This window comes from Actinoalloteichus caeruleus DSM 43889 (genome assembly GCF_000429185.2).
Classification (GTDB): domain Bacteria; phylum Actinomycetota; class Actinomycetes; order Mycobacteriales; family Pseudonocardiaceae; genus Actinoalloteichus_B; species Actinoalloteichus_B caeruleus.
Window position 1 is genome coordinate 988,203 of record NZ_AUBJ02000001.1, and the last position, 18,678, is coordinate 1,006,880.

Here is an 18,678-nt window from a genome sequence, read left to right on the forward strand (position 1 = left end):
CCGCCACGCCCCCGCCACCGAACCCGGCCCCACCACCACACCGGGGTTGACGACGACGCCACCCGAAATGCAATATTTCGCATGCCCGTCCCCCACCCCACCCAACCCCAACTCCGCCGCACCCTCCTCCGCGACAACGCCTTCCACCTGCTCCGAGACGCCATCGTCACCGGCACACTCGCACCCGGTGAACGCCTCCGCGACACCGAACTCGAACACTGGCTCGGAGTCAGCCGAACCCCTATCAGAGAAGCACTCGCCCGCCTGGAACAGGCCGGCCTGGTCCACACCGTCCCCGGCCGCTCCACCGTCGTCGCCCCCCTCAACCCCCGACAGGTCCACGACGCACAACTCGTCGTCTCGGCGATGCACGAACTCGCCGTCCGCGAAGCCACCCCCCACCTGGGCCCCACCCACCACAACGCCATGCGCACCGCCAACCACCAACTGGCCGCCGCACTGGAAGCCGGCGACCCCGACACCGCCATCGCCGCCGACGACGCCTTCCACTCCGTCGCCGTCTCAGCAGCGGCCAACCACGCCATCACCGCCGTCCTCGACCAGTTCACCCCCCTGCTCCGACGCGTGGAACGCCTCAGGTTCTCCGCGCTCACCGGACGGGACTCCGTCGCCCAACACGACCACATCCTCAACCTGTGCACCCAGGGCGACGCCGAGAACGCGGCGCGGGCCACCCGCACCAACTGGAACACGCTCCGCCCCTTGCTCGACCTCCCCACCACACCAGCGCCCCACCAGCACGCGGACGACGAAGGACACCGAGTCACCCACCCCACCACCTGACCACCCGGCCCACCGGAAGGAAACCATGTCCCTCGACGGCTTCCCCCGTTTCCCCCTCCTGCTCGGCCCCTCTCCGCTGCACCCCCTCGACCGCCTCAGCCAGGAACTCGGTGGCGCCCGCATCTGGGCGAAACGCGAGGACCTCAACTCCGGCCTCGCCTTCGGTGGCAACAAGACCCGCAAGCTCGAGTACCTGGTCGCCGACGCGCTGGCCACCGGAGCGGACACCCTGGTCTCCATCGGCGGCGTGCAGTCGAACCACACCCGCCAGGTGGCCGCCGCCGCGGCCCGCGCCGGCCTCCGGGCCGTACTCGTCCAGGAGAGCTGGGTGAACTGGGCCGACGACAACTACGACCGGGTCGGGAACATCCAGCTCTCCCGCATGCTCGGCGCCGACGTCAGACTCGTGGACGCCGACTTCGGCATCGGCGTGAAGGAAAGCTGGGAAAAGGCCATCGCTGAGGTCCGAGCTGCCGGCGGGAGCCCCTACCCCATCCCCGCCGGCGGCTCCGACCACCGACTGGGCGGCCTCGGCTTCGCCGGCTGGATCCGCGAACTCGAAACCCAGGAGGCCGAGCTGGGCGTCCACTTCGACACCGTCGTGGTCTGCTCGGTCACCGGGAGCACCCAGGCCGGCATGATCGCGGGAAACGCGCTGAGCCCCCGACCGCGCCGCATCATCGGGATCGACGGGTCAGCGAACCCCACCGCGACCAGGGGGCAGGTCAGCCGGATCGCCAGGGCCACCGCCAGGCTACTGGGCGTCGAGCGGGAACTGGAGGAGGCGGAGATCGTGCTCGACGACCGCTACCACGGTGGTGTGTACGGTGTCCCGGACGACACCACCCTGGCCGCGATCGGGACGGCCGCCCGGTTGGAGGGCATGATCACCGACCCGGTGTACGAGGGGAAGTCGATGGCCGGGCTGATCGACCTGGTGCGGCGACGGGAGATCCCGGAGGACTCCACGGTCCTGTTCGCGCACCTGGGCGGTCAACCCGCGATCAACGGCTACTCCTCCGTCCTCGGCTGAGGACGGGCACTTCGACGCCCACCCGGTCATAATGCCTCCGTCAGCCAACACGACCAGACCAAGCCGCTCCCCCGCCGGGAGCACGCGAAGGGATCCGGGGGGCGCATTCCGTGACCAGCCGAGCAGACCGTGACGCGGGTGGGGACATCCGTTCGCGGAAGTTACGGCACATCGAGGCGTGCCTGCGCCACGACGTCGACTACACCACGAGGACCACCGGCCTGGAGCGGTACGACCTCCCGTACTCCGCGCTGCCCGAGACCGACCTGGCCTCCGTCGACCTGTCGACCAGGTTCCTCGGGAGGCCCCTGCGAGCGCCGCTCCTCATCGGGGCGATGACCGGAGGAGCGGAGCTCGCCGCCCGCATCAACCGCAACCTCGCCACGGCGGCGCAACAGCTCGGGGTGGGCCTGATGTTGGGCTCCCAACGCATCATGTTGGCCAGACCCGAGGTCACCTCGTCGTTCGCCGTGCGCGATCTCGCTCCGGACGCCCTGCTGATCGGGAACCTGGGGGCGGCTCAACTGAACAAGGGGTACGGCGCCGCGGAGGTGTTGCGCGCGGTCCGGGACGTGGAGGCGGACGCCCTGGCGTTCCACACCAACCCGCTCCAGGAAGCGGTGCAGGAGGACGGTGACACCGACTTCCGTGGCCTCGTGGGCCGGCTCGGCGAGGTGATCGAGGCCGTCCCCTTCCCGATCCTGGTCAAGGAGGTGGGACACGGCCTGGGAGCGGGAGTCGCCACTCGGGTCGCCGAGGTGGGAGCGGCCGCGGTGGACGTGGCGGGAGCCGGCGGCACCTCGTGGGCCAAGGTCGAGCAGTACGTCCGCTACGGAGCCGTCCGGCACCCCGAGCTTGCCGAGTGGGGGCTGCCCACCGCGCAGGCCCTGACCGAGATCCGACGAGCCCTGCCGGGCTTCCCCGTGATCGCCTCCGGCGGTATCCGCACCGGCACCGAGGCCGCCAAGGCGCTGGCGTTGGGCGCCGACGTGGTCGCGGTCGCGCGGCCCCTCCTCCGGCCCGCCACGGAGTCAGCGGATGCCGTGCGGGCCTGGATCGAGAACTTCCTGTGGGAACTGCGCGTTGCCCTGCACTGCACGGGCTGCGGAGATCTGCCCGCTCTCCGCGCGCTCAACCTCGCCCCGCCGGCCCAGTGACCCGTCCAGCTCGACAGCGATGCCTGTCCGCCTTCGAATGCTGAGGGCTGCCGGTTCGTCCTGAGGTGGGTTTCGACGGGTCTTGGCGGGTTTTTGCTTCGGTTTTTTGAGTACTGATTTTAGTTGAGACTGAAGCGATAAATATCTCTGAAATTTGTTTGCGGTTGGACGTCCTCGGGGCCCACAGCCAGCTCCGCTCCGGTACATCTGGTCACACCCGTCCCCGCGCAGCCGACGGAAGGGCTGGCCGTGCCACCTCGCGAGGGCATCCGTGGCGATTCGGTCGAGGACCGTCCACCGCGTTCGTGATCGGTCGGTCCCGCCACCTCTGGCCTCCCGGGACGAATTCCCCCACCCGCCGACCCCACGGGCACGGAAATAGCCGGAACCCCGGTTGGAGTTCGACTGGGCCATCCGCCCAGGGCCGGACGAACGATGGGGAACTGGGCCATTCGATCCAGCCCACCAGACGGGACGACCGCACTTCCGGCACCCATTCCACAACTGGTGTCCGAAACGACCCACATCGTGTTCCCAAGGCCGGCCGCACCTCGGCGACGCGCTGATCACCGGCCATATCGCCCAGCGGCAGCGGGTGGGGCGCGCCGTCGCCGCCAGGCCCAGAACGGAGGGCAGCGATTTTCACGCAGTTGGCCGAGAGGCCAGAATAACGGGACTGGTCCCCCATTCCCATCGCGTGCGTTCGTCCGCGCCATCCGGGACTGCTCCGAATGACGCGCGACTTCCTTTCCTGACGAAACTCCACGTTACCCTTGCGGGCGCACCGAATCCTGACCTGTGTTCGCACGGGATACCAACGCGTGTTCGACGAAGAACCCGTTTCCGGTAGGAGGCTTCATGCCGCACCATCGGTTGACGACCCGTCTGTCCGCGGCCGTCTCGGTCGCACTCGTCCCCCTCTTAGTAGGAGCCACCACGTCCACCCCGGTCGGCGGTACCGCGCACGTTCCCGCTGCCGAGGCGACGGAGAACGCCGACACGGCCAACCTGGACCAGCTCTCCCTGGACACGACACTCGTGGCCAGCGGACTCTCCCGCCCCACCGCGATCGCCGCGCCCGACGACGGCAGCGGTCGGCTCTTCATCACCGAGAAACCCGGGACGGTCCGCAGCTACCACCCCGACACCGGCCTGTCCTCGTCTCCCCTGCTGGACATCGTCGACCGGGTGAACGGTGCCGGCAACGAGCGCGGTCTGCTCGGGATCGCCACCGCCCCTGACTTCACCACCAACCCGCAGGTGTACGTGAGCTACACCAGCCAGCCCGACGGCGACGTCACCCTCTCGCGCTTCACCCTGGACACCGCCGCCGAGCGGGCGATCGACCCGGCCAGCGAAGAGGTGCTGCTCACCGAGGAACATCCCACCTACAACAACCACAACGGTGGGGAGGTGGCGTTCGGCCCCGACGGACACCTCTACTGGAGCCTCGGCGACGGCGGCGGTTCGGGGGACCCCGACAACAACGCGACCGACCTGGGCACCCTGCTCGGGAAAATAGTCCGCATCGACGTGGGACCGGACTGCGCGGCCGCCGGCTACTGCGTCCCCGAGGACAACCCCTTCGTCGACAACGCGGAGGCGAAGCCCGAGATCTGGTCCTACGGGCTGCGCAACGCCTGGCGCTTCTCCTTCGACCACGTCGACGAGACGCTGTGGATCGCCGATGTCGGGCAGGGTGCCTACGAGGAGATCAACCACGTGCCCGCGGACCTCGCGGGGGCCCACTTCGGCTGGTCCTGCCTGGAGGGACCAGCGACCTTCGACGAATCCCGCTGCGAGGAGGACATCGACTACGTGGACCCGGTCTTCTGGTACCGCACGTCCCTGGACGGGTGCGCGATCATCGGTGGGCACGTCTACCGGGGTGAACTGTACGAGGACATCGCCGCCGGCACCTACGTGACCGCGGACTACTGCTCGGCCACCGCCTGGGGGGTGGTGCCGGGTGAGGACGGGTACGAGAGCGCCGTGATCGGGGAGACCCCAATCCAGGTGACCACCTTCGGCACGGACGCCGACGGCGAGCTCTACCTGGTCAACGACCTCCCGGGCCAGCTGTACTCGGTGTCGTTCTCGACGTCCGGCTGAGCGCTGCCGGTGGGAGGTGACCGGCGGCACGATGATGATCGGCTGGCCGCCGCCTTCCGCCGGCCCCGAGGTGGCCCGGCCGTGGCGGCCTCGGGGTATGTTGCCGACATGTCGGACAGTGTGCTCGCGGATCTGGTCAGCGCGGCCGAAGGCGAGGACCCGTTGGACGCGCTGCGCGCCACGGCGGAACTGCGCCGCCGTTCCGAACGGTTGGAGGCCGTGCAGGTGCGACGGGCTCGGGTGGCGGGTGTCTCCTGGGCCCGCATCGCCGAGGTGCTCGGTGTCAGCAAGCAGGCCGTGCACAAGAAGTACGGCAGCGGCGGCCTCTTCCGCTGACCCTGCCTGATCTCCGCTGCCGGCCCCGGGGCCCCCGCGTGCTCCCGGCCGCCAGGTCGAGGTGTGTCCCTGAGGCCGACCGAGCACCCTGGTTGGTCCACGCGGCATCGCCACCGGTGTCCGTCGTCCACCCTCCTTCGTCTGGTCGCCCTCAGCGCGTCGTGACCGGTGGCGAGGACCGTCGACGACGTCCTTGGCAGCATCCCTGGTGACCTCCTCCCGCGTCGTCCCTGGCAGGCGGCGCACCCGGCGGCCCGAACCGCGAGGGGAGTTGTCCACAGGGCGAGGTTGTCCACAGGGCGTGGCCCGGGGTGCCGCGAAACCGGGGCGTGGTCGGCCACTGTTGTCCGCGGAAGCAGCGGAGGACGGGGGCCACGATGACGAAGGTGGGCGACGGAACGTGCGGCGGTGTCGGGGTCGCCACGAGAGTGGTGCCCACCCGCGAGCTAGGCCGGTGGGGTGAGGACGTCGCGGTGGCACACCTGGAACGCCAGGGACTGGTGGTGCTCAGCCGCAACTGGCGGTGCCGGCACGGTGAGCTCGATGTCGTGGCGGTCGACGACGACACGCTGGTGGTCTGCGAGGTCAAAACCCGGTTCGGGCCATCAGCGGAGGACCCTGCCTCGGCCGTCACCCCGGCGAAGCTGAAACGTCTCCGAACGCTCACCGCGGCGTGGTTGTCCCGCTACCACGTCGGCTGGTGCGCGGTCCGCTTCGACGTGGTCAGCGTCGTGTTGCCCACGCGGGGGCCCGCCACGCTGCGCCACTTCCAGGGGGTGTCGTGACATGGCGATGGCGAAGGCCTGGTCGGTGGGCCTGCTGGGGGTGGACGGGGTGCCGGTCGAGATCGAGGCCGATGTCGGGGCCGGGTTGCCCGGTGTGCGGCTGTTGGGGCGGTTGGACGCGGTGGTCAACGAGTCGAAGGACCGCGTCCGGGCCGCGCTCCGCAACGTCGGGGAGAGCTGGCCGAGGCAACGCGTCACCCTGGCGTTGTCCCCCGCCGCCCTCCAGAAGACCGGGGCCGGTTACGACCTCGCGCTGGCCTGTGTCGTGCTGGCCGCGGCCGGCGCCGTTCCCGCTGAACGGCTGGCCGGGACGCTGCTGTTCGGCGAGCTGGCCCTTGACGGCCGGTTGCGAGCGGTGCGTGGAGTGCTACCAGCGTTGCTCGCCGGGCGGGCCGCTGGGTTGCGGACCGCCGTCGTTCCCGTCGAGGCCCTGCCTGAGGCGGCCCTCGTGGAGGGCGTGCGGGCGCTGGGCGCGGCGGACCTGGGCGCCGTGGTGCGGTGGCTGCGGGAGGACGAGCCCCTGAGCTCGACCGCCCCGACCGTGCCGGAACGCCCGCAGGCCCCGGAACTGGCCGACGTGGTCGGGCAACCCGCGGCGCGGTGGGCGCTGGAGATCGCGGCGGCCGGCGGCCACCACCTCCTGCTCGCTGGTCCTCCGGGCACTGGGAAGACGATGCTGGCCCGCCGGCTCACCGGGCTGCTGCCCGAGTTGTCCCGCGCCGACGCGCTCGAGGTGACCACCATCCACTCGCTCGCCGGGCTGCTGACCCCGGACGCACCGCTGGTCACCTCCCCTCCCTTCGTGGCACCGCACCACGCCACGACCGTGCCGGGGCTGGTCGGGGGTGGGTCCGGGGTGGCCCGGCCGGGGGCGGTGAGCTGCGCGCATCGTGGGGTGCTCTTCGCCGACGAGGCCTGTGAGTTCGGCGCGCACCGGCTGGAGGCGCTCCGCACGGCGGTTGAGGAGGGTGAGGTGCGCATCGCGCGAAGTCACGGCATCGCGCGCTACCCGGCTCGCTGCCAGCTGGTGCTCGCGACGAACCTGTGCCCGTGCGCGCCGCCTCGGGACACCGACTGCGTGTGTTCGCCCACGGCCCGGCGGAAGTACTTCGGTCGGCTGTCGGGGCCGCTGTTGGATCGGGTGGACCTGCGGGTCCGGACCAGGCCGGTGCTGGCCATGACGCCGACCGAGGCCGACGTGGCCCCGGAGAGCACGGCCGTGGTGCGCGAACGGGTTCGGCGGGCGAGGCAGCGGGCCGGTGAGCGGTGGGCTGGCCACGGCTGGCGCACGAACGCCGAGGTGCCGGGGTCGGCGTTGCGGGGCCGGTTCCGCCCCCCGTCCACGGTGTTGGCGGTGTTGGACCGCGGCCTGTGCAGCGGGTCGGTGACCGCTCGAGGCGCGGATCGTTGCCTGCGGGTGGCGTGGACCCTCTGCGACCTGGCCGAGGAGGAGAGGCCGACGGCGGAGCACGTCACCCGCGCGTTGGAGTTCCGGGATTGGAGGGTGCCGGCATGACCGAGGTGTGCGAGGAGGTGTTGCGGGCGCGCGCCTACCTGCTGAGGGTGGCCGAGCCACCGGGTCGGTCGCTGTGCGACTTCGTCGCCGAGCACGGTCCCGTCCGCGCGGCCCAGCTGGTGCGCACCGGCAGGACGCCTCGTGAGGTCACCGACGAGGTCCAGGCCCGTCGTCACCTGTGGTGCGGCGAGGAGGAGGCGGCGGCGGCGCGAGCGGTGGGTTCGGAGCTGCTGGTACCGGAACACGCGGACTGGCCCTCGGACCGCCTCTCGCGGTTGGACCAGGCGAGCCTGGCCGGTCAGGGGCCGGGTCGCTCGCCACTGGCCCTGTGGGTCCGGGGTGCCCGGGAACTGGGGGCGCTGAGCGCGCGATCGGTTTCGGTGGTGGGCGCCCGGGCCGCGACCGGCTACGGGGAGCAGGTCGCGGCGGAGCTGGCGCACGACCTCGCCGGGCGGGGGTTCACCGTGGTGTCGGGTGCGGCGTACGGGGTGGACGGAGCCGCTCACCGGGGCGCGTTGGCCGTGCGGGGTCGGACGATGGCGGTCCTGGCCAGCGGCCTGGACGCCGGGTACCCCGCCGGACACCAGACGCTGCTGCGGAGGATCGTCTCCGGGGGCGGGGCCGTGGTCAGCGAGTACCCACCGGGCACTCCCCCAGCCCGGCACCGTTTCCTGGTGCGGAACCGGCTGATCGCCGCACTGGGTGAGGGTCTGGTCCTGGTGGAGGCCGGGCGTCGCAGTGGTGCCCGGAACACGGCCGGAGCCGCGGCCGCGTTGGGACGGGTCGTGATGGCCGTGCCGGGGCCGGTGACCTCGCTGATGTCGGTCGGGTGCCACGATCTGCTGCGGGATGGCGGTGCGCTCCTCGTCACGAGCGCTGATGACGTCGCGGAGGCGGCCGGGCGTCTCGGGTCGGATCTTCCGGAGGACCAGGGTCCGGGTTCGCCGTCCAGGGCGACGGACGCGTTGAGCGGGGAGCAGTTGCGGGTGCTGGACTCGCTCGACGCGGCCAGGACGCGCAGCGCGGCCGAGGTGTCCGTGCTGTCCGGAGTCGCCCCCGCCGTGACCGCGACCACCCTCGCTGTGCTGAGGAACGCCGGGCTGGTGTGCGGCCGCGAAGGCGGGTGGGTGGCCGTGCGACGGTGATGATCGCGGAGGGACGCGGCGGGCGGCGTCGCGGGCCTGGTGGCACCGCCCGCCGGGGAGGCGGTGCCACCGAATCGACTGGCCTGTGCCTCCCTGCCCTGCCCGGTCCCTCCCATGAGGCGCACCTCGGGCCGCCCGGCACCCGGCCTCCCGGCTCCCGCCGGCGGGCTGGGGGTGGAGGTGGTCCGGACGACGCTCACCGCCGATCGCGGTGGACCAGAGCACCGGACAGCAGGAGGACCAAGAGCCCGAAAACGATCGCCGTCCCCACCGCCACCCGCAGGTCGAGCAGGTCCGACAGCACCCCGATGAGGGGCGGGACCGTCAGGAAGCCGAGACGGGAGCACCAGGTGACGATGGCGATCCCGTGTTCGCTGCGAAGACCGGGGATGTTCCCGGCCGCGTGCACCGCCGACGGGAACAGCGTGGCGGTACCGAGCCCGGCGCAGGCGAACGCGGCGATCAACACCGGAACCGAGTCGAAAGGAAGGGCCAGTGCCAAGGGAAGTGTGATGAGCAGGCCTCCGGCCCGGCCGACGGCCACGTGGCCGTACCGGTCGGTGATGCGGTCGCCGAGGAACCTCCCGACGGTCATCGCGGCCTGGAAGGCGACGAACACGGCGCCGGCGAGCCCGGCGGGAGCACCGTAGGAGTCGAGGAGCAACGCGGCCCCCCACGAGGACGGGATGTCCTCGACGGCGCAGGCGGCCAGCAGCAGGCAGCCCAGGACGACCATGCGCAGGACCGGCCACGCGGCGCGGGGCGCCGAGGGGAGGGACGAGGCGCTCTCCTGGTCCCGTTCGCTCGCCTCCGGCCCCGCCAGCAGGTGTAGGCGCGCGGCCAACGCGAGCGACACGATCACGAGTCCCACGAGGGGAAGGTGCGAGGTGAGGGGCACACCGAACCCGATGAGCGCGCTGCACACCACACCGCCGGCCACGGCCCCCACGCTCCACACCCCGTGGAAGCTGTTCAGCACGGACCGCCCGTACCGGCGTTGCACCCGCAGTCCGTGCGCGTTGGAGGCGGCATCTGCCCAGGCGTCCAACGCGCCCATGGTGAAGAGCACCGCGGCCAGGGCGGCCCAGCCACCGACCACCGACACCAGGGGCAGCACCAGCCCAGCTCCAACCATGCACCAGACGGCGACCCGGCCGCTGCCGAACCGACCCGACAGCACTCCGGCGAGCAGCCCCGCCACGAGCGCCCCGGTGGGCATGGCCGCGATGGCCAGGCCAAGCGCGCTGTTACTCAGGCCGAGGGCATCCCGGATCTCCGGGTAGCGGGGCACGATGTTGGCCATGGCGAAGGCGTTCGCGAAGAACAGCACCGCCACCGCGACCCGCGCGCGCCGCAGCTCGGCCGGGAGACGTGTCGAGGTGTCCACCACCCGGTTCCTCCGATCATGATCACCGCGGAACAGGGTGGCACTTCCGGCGTCCTGGCGGAAGTACCGTCACGGAGGAGGAACCGGTGTCCGGTGCCGGCCCTCGCCGGGGGTGGACATGACGAGTGCCCCCGCCGTGGGCGGGGGCACTCGTGCTCCGGTCGGTTCGTCCTGGCCCTGGTGGGTGGGCGGACGTGGGGGTCAGGCGGGCGCCGGGACGGGCTCGGTGTCCCGAGCGGGCGCCGTCGGCAGGTCCCAGCGGCGCTGGCGGAGGCGGACGGGCACCTGCTCGCCACGCTTCTCCGCCTCGAAGACCTGGGCCCTGGCCCGGCGCCACCACACCACGGTGCGGACCCCGCCGAGGAGCAGGAGGGCGACCGCGCCGAGCAGCGCCACCCGGTAGGCCTCGTTGCCGGGCAGGTGACCGACGACGTCGAGGAGCAGACCGATGATCAGGGACCCGATGGCGGTCGCGGAGTGGCCGCCGACGTTGGCGACACCGGTGGCGGTTCCCACCTGGGCCATCGGGTTGTAGTCACGGACCAGCGCGAAGGCCACCGAGGAGACCGGGCCGCCCGAGGCGAACACGACGAAGGCCACGGCGGCGAGCAGCACCGGCGGCTGGCCCCCCGGCCAGGCCGAGAGCACCGCCAACAGGCCCACGGAGCTGGCGAGGTAGGTGATGACGATCCCCATGCGGGAGGCGGGGCGACGGCCGATGACCGCACCGACCATGGGGCCGCCCAGCACGCCGGTGAGGACCAGGGTGGCGACCAGGACGCTCGCGGTGCCGGGCTCCACGCCGACGCCGTCGACGAGGTACGAGTAGCCCCAGAGGAGCCCGAGCACACCCGGCAGCATCCCGGTGGAGAAGTGCACCCAGAAGGCCAGCCTGGTGCCGGCCACCTTCCACGCGGCGGGAACCTGCCGGAGCACGTTCTGCGATGCGACGTGGGTGGGCTGTTGCCCGGCCGGGGTGTTGCGCACGCCCAGGGACACGGCCGCGGTGTAGGCGAGGGTCACGGCGCCCACGGCCATGAAGGTGAGGGTCCACCCGGCGCTGCCCAGCGCCATCGACAGCGGCACGGTGGCGATGACCCCGCCGAGCGCGCCGAGCGCGCTGGAGACGGACACGACCATCGCGTAGCTGCGCGCCGCGAAGTGGGAGGCCACAAGACGCAGGAGGCTCACCCAGGTCAGGGCGTCACCCACGCCCACGACGACGCGGGCGCCCAACGCGACCGGGTAGGAGGAGGCCAACGCGAAGAGCACCTGGCCGAGGCCCAGGAGCACGGTGGCGGCGATGAGGACGCGTTTGGCGCCGAACTTGTCGACCAGGACCCCGGTGGGTACCTGCATCGCGGCGTAGACGCCGAGCTGGAGAACGGTGAAGACGGCGAGCGCGGCCGAGCCCACGGCGAACCGCTCGCCCGCGAGCGGGCCGGCGACGGAGAGGGAGCCCCGGTGGAACACGGCGGCCAGGTAGACGATGACGGCGGCGGTCCAGATGACCCATGCCTGCCGCGAGGTGCGGTCCGCAGCCAACTGACAGAACCTCCGGTGTTGGTGAACGGCGAGAGCGGACGGTGGCGAGCACCTGGGCGCCCGTCACGGGGACGCACGGCATCCGACCCGGAGCGTGGTCCTGGTCGGCACGCGCGCTGATCACGTGCTGGTGGAGCGGGGAGGGATGGCCGCCTGTCGGCGGGCCGGGCCGGACGGTGGCTACGGTGCTCACTCACCGGCTCGAGGAGTACGCGGCGATGCGCTCCAGATCGTGCGCACCGGAACACCCCTCAACCACGACGTCGAGCGAACTATTCCGGCTTTCCCGGATTTCCCCGACTGGGTGGGCCACCGCACGCTCTGGCGTGGGACCACGGGTGGCCTACGTTCCCGTAGCGGGTTCCGCCGGCCGTCGGGGTTCACCGTTTCGTGGAGTCCGGTCGGGCCGTGACCGCCGTGGTCAGCTCCCCGAGTGACCGGTCGGTTCGTGGTCTCCGGCTCGCACGATGGGGGAATCGCGCCGCACGTCCCCACTATTACAGCCGTGCGCGCCGATGGAGCCCGTGGTCCGGGGTCGAGGTCGGTGTCCGTGTCCCCCGCTCTCCCCAGTCGGCGACAGCGCAACCCTGTGACCTGCGCTGATGTGGACGGGCGCACTGGTCGGGCCCGCCGGGGCAGTGACGCGTTCCACGCCTAGGCCTGGTCGGGAAGACTACGGATTCGCCACCGAGGGGACCCACGGCGGCCGGTGCTCCGCTGGCGGTGTCGGGGGCGTCGCCCCGATCAGTCCGGCGGAGGGCGTGCCCCGCGCCGGGCGAGGCTCGCGGCGAGACGATCCGTAATGCGTCGGGTGGTGTGGCCGATAGCACAGATGCCGGGGGCGGCATCAACGCCGTGCGCGTGGTGACCGCGCCCCGGCACGTTCTCCCGTCCGCCGCGCAGGGTGCGGCCGCTCCCGCACGCCGGGCCTCGGACGAGGACTTCGGTGGGACGTGCTCCCCTCGACTGGGTGTCCGGCGCGGATCCCCTCCCCCACCCCGGGGGTGTCGTGCCGGGTCGGCGGGAGGCCGGTCCTCCGTGGGTTCGGCCGATCCGGTGATCCGGCAGCGCTCCGGGCGGGTGCCACCCCGCAGCGCTGGGTTCCGATCGCGGGGACGTGGGCGGGGTGAACCCGGGCGCGCCCGGACGGGCGGCGCTTGCCCGGTGGGAGCGGCGTCGCTGCTGGGGGCTGCGGTGCTCCCGGACCCCGTCGGCCTCGGACGATCGTCGCCCCTCCTGGGCCGGGTGTGCCCCTCGTACCGCCGCGACGTGGTCAGGGACGTCCCGCCGCCACCCAGTCGTCGACCAGGCCCCGCAGCAGGTGGTACGCGGCCCGGGTCACCGGCGCCCTGAGCACCGCTCCGGTGTTGGCTACGGCGACCACTCCCAGGCCGGCGGCTGGAGCGAAGGACACGAAGCTGGTGAACCCCCAGGTCACACCGCTGTGCAGCAGCACGGGCACGCCGTCGGGCGTGGTTCGGCGGTGCCAGGCGAGGCAGGTCTGCTGGGGGGCGTCCAGATCGGCGCGGGGGCGTTGCACGTCCCGCAGCGCGCGGGACAGCGCGGGATGCCCAGGGGGGACGGTCTCGTCGGGGCGGAGGTGCGCGCGCACGTAGCGGGCGAGTTCGGTCACGCTACCCGCGAGCACCCCGGCCCCGGCGAGCGCCGTCATGCGCCACGGTGGGGTGCGGCGGCGCCCGTGGTGCCCGGTGGCGCGACGGGCCCCGGCGGGGGGTCCGGCGGCCGGGGTGAACCCCAGCGGCCGACCGACGCACAGATCGACGGCGGTCTCGTAGTCGCCGCCGGTGGCACGTCCCAGGGCGTGTCCGAGCAGCCCGTATCCCAGGTTGGAGTAGCGCACCCTGGTGCCGGGCGGGTCGCGCGGAGTGGTGGCGCGCACCGCTCGGTAGAGCGCTTCGGCGTCGTAGTGGGCGTAGGGGTTGCGCGGGCCGCCGCGCAGCAGCGAGCCGGCGAGGTTCCGGGGAAGCCGGGGCAGCCCCGCGGTGTGCGTGGCCAGCTGGTGCAGCGTCGGTACCGGGTGCCGACCGGTGGGTCGAGCCCGGTCGGGCAGGTACCTGGTCACCGGGTCGTCGTAGTGGACGACGCCCTCGGCCACCAGCCGTGCCAGGGTCAGCGCGGTGACCGTCTTGGTGATCGACCCCCACTCGAAGTGGGTGTCGGCGGTGACGGCCTCGTCCGAGGAACGGTCCGGGGTGCCGACGCCGATGGCCAGGCCGCCGGTGGCCGTCACCAGGCCCACCACGGCACCTGGTGCGCGGGCGTCCCGGGCCGCGTGCCGCAGGGCGCGCCGGAGCGTGTCGGCGTCCAGCCACGGTGCCGCGCGCGTCGCCTGGTTCGGGTCGGGCGGCTGGGTCGGGCCTGGTCTCGCGGGAGGTGGGGAGGCCGGGTCGCTCGGGCCGGCAGGGGACCCGACTGGTCCGGTGGACCGCCCGGTGGGTTGGGAGGAGGTCATCCGCCGACGGTTTCGCGGGAGTCGGTGGCGCCGGTCAGGGTCGAGATCCCCCGGGACACGAGCAGGGTGCCGGCGACGGCGGCGACGACCGTGGGGTGGTAGTAGTTGCGGAACGCGTCCTCGGTGCCCTCCGGTGGTGCCTCACTGCCGAAGGGCATCAGCCCGTCCTCGTTCTGCGCCGTCGCGTAGGCGATCCACGTGTCGGCCGGGAACTCGGGGTGGGGCAGGCAGAGGTCGACCATGAGGAGTTCGCCGACCAGGTCCCACTGCTGGGCCTCGCGGTAGACGTCCAGCCACACCGGGAGCCACCGGCCCAGGTAGTCGACCATCGCCGGGGGGAGCCGTCCGGGTTGGCCGGCCCAGTCGCTGAGGTGGAAGACGGTGTGGGTCATCGCGTAGGCGGTGGCGAAGTCCAGGGCCCAGGGTTCCGACGCGTTGCCCAGCCAGGTGCGGCCGACCAGCTCGGCTTCGTCGGCGTGTGCTTCCAGTCCGATGAGCCTGGCCGAGTTGGTCAGTGCCAGCTGGCGGTTGGGGAGCAGTTCCCGTGCGTGCGCGGCCCGCAGCCGCCCCAGGTGGGCGAGCAGTTCCTCGAGTTCCGGGTGGCGGTAACCGGCCCGGGTGAACATCGCGTAGATCTCCATCGGGTAGGTCTCGACCGGCATCGCCAGTTGCAGTTCGTGCAGGAACGACCCGTTCCCGAGTGCGTTCCAGGCGTAGTCCATCAGCACCGGTGAGATCTGGGCCTGCCGGCTTCCGATGGCCCCTTCCCGAACTGCGATGGAGCCGGCCAACGCGAATTCGGCGAGCGGTTTCACGTGGCGGTTGGTGTTGACCTCGAGGACGGGGACGTCGGGAGGGAAGGCGAACAGGTGGGCGGCACCGTCCAACCACTCCAGGGCGCTCGTACCGACGTGGTGGCCGATGGAGAGCAGTGCGTCCCTCATGAGCGTCCGACCTCCAGCAGGTGTTGGGCGACGGCGACCTCGAGTTGGGTGCGTGGGTCGCGGGACCCGAGCAGGTCCACGTGTTCCAGCAGTCCGGTGAGCCCGAGTTCGGGTGGCACGTCGGGTTGGAGCGCGAGCCACCGGCCGAGCCGGGCAGCGGTGTAGGGGTCTCCCCGCAGCAGTGCCCGCGCGGCTCCCCTGGCCAGGTCCTCGGTACGCCGACTGGCGGCCAGGTGCACCGGCGTCACCCAGCCGGGCAGGGCCATCGTGGAGACCTGGGCCATGAAGACCGACCACGGCTGCCACGGGGTGCCCTCGTTGGGGGCGAGTTGGTCGGCCGACCTCGGGTAGGCGGAGCCCTTCCCCGCTCCGGTGAGGTCGGTGAGGACCTCCTCCAGGAACCAGTGGCGGAGCCGGCGGACCACCGACGTGGTGACCCGGGTGCTGTCGGAGGGGAAGACGGTGGTCACCTCGTCGAAGACGGCCAGGTCATCGGCGAGGACCGGACGGCCGCGGACCAGGTACGGGGCGAGCGCGTCGACCCCCAGGACCCGCAGTGCCGCCAGTTCCGCCCTGCGGTCGGGGAGCAGGCCGACGTGGTCGCTGACCCGGTACGTGTCGTCCGCGCCCCGGAAGGCGCGGACGACACTGGCGGCGAGGGCGTCCACCGCCGTCGTGTAGCTGAGCCTGGGCGGTGGATCCGCGTCAAGGCGCGACACCTCGAGCTCCCTTCCCTCGCCGGACCGGTTGGCTGCTAGCGGCGGGGCCGCTTCGGCTCGGGCGGTTCTCCCGTGGAGAGCACGACCGCCAACAACAGGTCGGAGGGTTCCCGGTAGAGGGGCGGAGTGCCCTCCCGCTTCTCCTGGACCTCCTCGAGGTCCGCGACGAGCTCCAGCTCGGTCGGCGGGGCGATTTCCAGGTTCCGTGTCGCTCGCTCGGTTCTCATCGTCGCTCCTCAACCTCTCGAAGAAATGATGTTCGCGGAATTCCGCTGTTCCACACATCGTCGTTGTCCGCTGGGAGTAGCGCGAACGATTTCCACGGTAGTGAGCGAAGAAGATCCAAGAAAGAACGGCGGGAAATACTCGTCAATAGGGTGAAAAGGTGGGATGTGATCGTCCAGGCACGGACGTGATCTGTGGTGATCGCTCCGGGAAAGGGCGTGCCGAGGAACCCGTCGCCGGCCGCCTCGCCTGACCTCCCCCTTCGCCGTGCGGGGCGCGTCGGACCCCGGCCGGGGGACGGTCGGTGCGGACGGGCGCCTCCCCCGCGCGTCGGTGACGCCGCGTCGTCGAATCCGACACCCACACCGGGGGGTCGTGCCGGTCACGCCGGCCGGAATTCGCTCTCCGCGACCGCCCCGAGGGCACCACGGGCCCTCGCACCAGGCTCGGCGCGGCGTCCGGGGCGGGCGGCAGCGGTCCGCCCAGCCGCGTGCCACCGCGCCCGAGATCGCACACGGTACGTCACGGTCGACCAGCGGTGCGTCGACCGTCTACCCGAGTTTTCCCGCCTGGGGTATCCGGAGGGTGACCGCCGGCCATACTGGGGCCATGCTGCGCAGGTTCTCCTCTCTTCTCGCGGTCCTCGGCTTCCTGCTGTTGGTCGTTCCGCAGGCGGCCGTGGCGTCGTCGACGACGGATGGCGACCTTCGGGAACGGATCGTGGACCTGGCCATCGACGCGGAGGTCACCGAGGACGGCGCCGTGCGGGTCGTGGAGACGATCGAGTACAGCTTCGGCATGTACAGCCGGCGCGGGATCTTCCGCCACATCCCCGTGTCCTATCCGATCGAACGCGCCGACGGGAGCGTCGACGACGTCAAGGAGCGCTACATCGAGGTCGTGGACGTCAGCGCGACGATGGACGGCGCTCCCGTGGAGACGGCCATCAACCCGGAGGGCGCCGACAACGACGGGTCCGCCGACGTCATCCGGCTCGGCGACCCGAATTCCCAGGTCACCGGGACCCACACCTACGAGATCTCCTACGAGATGCGGGGCCTGCTGAACGCTCCCGAGGGGGAACCGGAGCTGTTCTGGAACGCCTTCGGTGACCAGTGGGAGGTGCCGGTGGAGTCGGTGTCGGTCGCGGTCACCGCCCCTGGGCCGATCAGCAGGGTGCGCTGCGCTGCCGGCGACCCCGCCCAGCCCGACGTGGACTGCCCGGTCGCCACCTCCGACGGGGACACCGCGCGCTTCCAGGCGGGTCCGCTCGGACCACGCAACGCGGTCACGGTCGTGGTGGCGCTCCCGGACACGGTGACGGTGCCGCCGGCGATGGAGCGGACCCGGCAGACGCCCGCCGCCCTGGTGATGTCCAACCTGACCCGGCCCGGTGAGGGCGCCGGGATCGGTGCGGGCTGGGTGTTCGGCGGAGCGGCGGTCATGCTCGGTGGCGCCGGCGCGCTGTTGGCCAGGACCCTGCGGCGCGGTCGGGACTCCTACTTCGTGGGGCAGACCCCCGGCTTGGCGCCGGCCGAGGGACAGCAGGCCCAGGAAGCCGTCCGGGGCCTCGGACAGCGCGACGAGGTCGCGGTCCGCTTCACCCCACCAGACGACATCCCGCCCGCGCTGTGCGGGGCGATCCTGAAGGAGAACGCCGACACCGCCGAGGTGACGGCCACGGTCACCGACCTGGCGGTGCGCGGGTACCTGCGGGTGGAGGAGAAGGGCTCGGACCACGTCCTGGTACGGCTGCGGAGAGCCGATGCCGATCTCACCGACTTCGAGGGCCTGATCCTCAACGGTCTGTTCTCCGGGGCGCGCGACGGCCAGCGCACGATGAAGTCCCTCTCCGGCAAGTTCCACCAGACGCAGAGTTCGGCCAGGCAGCGGATCCTGGACCAGACGACCCGGCGCGGTTGGTACAAGCACCGCCCCGACCGGGTCCGGGACGGCTACCGGATGGGTGGGCTCGCGGTCGCTGGGGGTGCCGCGCTGGTGACCTGGTTCCTGTTGGTGCCCGTCGACCTGGGTCTGGTGGGCCTCCCGATCATCCTGGCGGGGCTGGCGATGACGGCGCTCGCCGGTCGGATGCCGGCGCGCACGGCCCTCGGCTCGACGGCGCTGGCGCAGACGCGGGACTTCCGGCGGTACCTGGAGGTGGCCGAGGCGGACCAGATCAGCGAGGAGGAGCGGCAGACCATCTTCAACCGCTACCTGCCCTACGCCCAGGTGTTCGGGTTGGCCGAGGTGTGGACGAAGAAGTTCGCGGCCGTGGGTGCCGCGGAGCCGGACGGCTGGTACCGGGGGCGTCCCGGGCGAGCCGGCTTCTTCCCGGCGTACCAGAACTTCCACCGGTCGATGCGGACCACCCTGCCCACGGTTCCCCGGTCGAAGGGCAACACCGGTGGGTTCGGCGGCGGCCGCAGCGGGTTCCGGGGTGGGAGCATCGGCGGTCGAGGTGGCGGTGGGGGCGGCGGCGGCTCCTGGTGAGGCG

The 18,678-nt window shown here is 72.0% G+C and carries 15 protein-coding genes; 9 read left to right on the forward strand and 6 right to left on the reverse strand.

The window, feature by feature from the left end; translation table 11 throughout:
• Positions 1–81 precede the first annotated feature (81 nt).
• The 8 genes from G443_RS03930 to dprA all read left to right on the forward strand — a co-directional run bounded on the left by G443_RS03930 (position 82) and on the right by dprA (position 8,888).
• Positions 82–804, forward strand: coding sequence for a GntR family transcriptional regulator (locus tag G443_RS03930; RefSeq protein WP_026417996.1), 723 nt, complete (start codon positions 82–84; stop codon positions 802–804).
• A gap of 25 nt (positions 805–829) precedes the next feature.
• Complete coding sequence (locus tag G443_RS03935; protein ID WP_026417995.1) at positions 830–1,837, forward strand: 1-aminocyclopropane-1-carboxylate deaminase; 1,008 nt, start codon at positions 830–832, stop codon at positions 1,835–1,837.
• A gap of 110 nt (positions 1,838–1,947) precedes the next feature.
• Positions 1,948–2,994 (forward strand): type 2 isopentenyl-diphosphate Delta-isomerase, encoded by a 1,047-nt coding sequence (gene fni, locus G443_RS03940; RefSeq protein ID WP_051313670.1) that lies wholly within the window; start codon positions 1,948–1,950, stop codon positions 2,992–2,994.
• Between the two features lie 858 nt (positions 2,995–3,852).
• A complete protein-coding gene (locus tag G443_RS03945) occupies positions 3,853–5,106 on the forward strand; it encodes a PQQ-dependent sugar dehydrogenase (protein ID WP_051313668.1) in 1,254 nt (417 codons plus the stop codon).
• A 108-nt stretch (positions 5,107–5,214) separates the two neighbouring features.
• Complete coding sequence (locus G443_RS03950) at positions 5,215–5,442, forward strand: hypothetical protein (RefSeq protein WP_026417993.1); 228 nt, start codon at positions 5,215–5,217, stop codon at positions 5,440–5,442.
• A gap of 473 nt (positions 5,443–5,915) precedes the next feature.
• A complete protein-coding gene (locus G443_RS03955; protein ID WP_026417992.1) occupies positions 5,916–6,227 on the forward strand; it encodes a YraN family protein in 312 nt (103 codons plus the stop codon).
• 1 nt (position 6,228) lies between these two features.
• On the forward strand, positions 6,229–7,743 hold the full coding sequence (locus G443_RS03960) for a YifB family Mg chelatase-like AAA ATPase (RefSeq protein WP_026417991.1): 1,515 nt from the start codon (positions 6,229–6,231) through the stop codon (positions 7,741–7,743).
• Positions 7,740–8,888 carry a DNA-processing protein DprA gene (gene dprA, locus G443_RS03965; protein WP_051313665.1) on the forward strand — a complete coding sequence of 383 codons (1,149 nt, stop codon included), beginning with the start codon at positions 7,740–7,742 and terminating at the stop codon, positions 8,886–8,888. Before G443_RS03960 ends, dprA begins: the two co-directional genes overlap by 4 nt.
• A 196-nt stretch (positions 8,889–9,084) precedes the next feature.
• Here dprA and G443_RS03970 read toward each other — a convergent pair whose 3' ends face one another.
• The 6 genes from G443_RS03970 to G443_RS03995 all read right to left on the reverse strand — a co-directional run bounded on the left by G443_RS03970 (position 9,085) and on the right by G443_RS03995 (position 16,183).
• Positions 9,085–10,275 (reverse strand): MFS transporter, encoded by a 1,191-nt coding sequence (locus G443_RS03970; RefSeq protein WP_035291677.1) that lies wholly within the window; start codon positions 10,273–10,275, stop codon positions 9,085–9,087.
• Positions 10,276–10,476: 201 nt separating this feature from the next.
• Entirely contained in the window at positions 10,477–11,820 is a 1,344-nt protein-coding gene (locus tag G443_RS03975; RefSeq protein ID WP_026417990.1) for an MFS transporter, read from the reverse strand.
• Positions 11,821–13,093: 1,273 nt separating this feature from the next.
• Positions 13,094–14,293: a serine hydrolase domain-containing protein gene (locus G443_RS03980; protein ID WP_081715299.1), complete on the reverse strand. Its 1,200-nt coding sequence runs from the start codon at positions 14,291–14,293 to the stop codon at positions 13,094–13,096.
• A complete protein-coding gene (locus G443_RS03985; RefSeq protein ID WP_030104966.1) occupies positions 14,290–15,237 on the reverse strand; it encodes a DUF6895 family protein in 948 nt (315 codons plus the stop codon). The genes G443_RS03980 and G443_RS03985 overlap by 4 nt, the downstream gene beginning before the upstream one ends.
• On the reverse strand, positions 15,234–15,956 hold the full coding sequence (locus G443_RS03990) for a hypothetical protein (RefSeq protein WP_155886057.1): 723 nt from the start codon (positions 15,954–15,956) through the stop codon (positions 15,234–15,236). The genes G443_RS03985 and G443_RS03990 overlap by 4 nt, the downstream gene beginning before the upstream one ends.
• A gap of 35 nt (positions 15,957–15,991) precedes the next feature.
• Positions 15,992–16,183 carry a hypothetical protein gene (locus G443_RS03995; RefSeq protein WP_026417986.1) on the reverse strand — a complete coding sequence of 64 codons (192 nt, stop codon included), beginning with the start codon at positions 16,181–16,183 and terminating at the stop codon, positions 15,992–15,994.
• 607 nt (positions 16,184–16,790) lie between these two features.
• Here G443_RS03995 and G443_RS04000 point away from each other — a divergent pair.
• On the forward strand, positions 16,791–18,674 hold the full coding sequence (locus G443_RS04000; RefSeq protein WP_026417985.1) for a DUF2207 domain-containing protein: 1,884 nt from the start codon (positions 16,791–16,793) through the stop codon (positions 18,672–18,674).
• Positions 18,675–18,678: the final 4 nt, after the last annotated feature.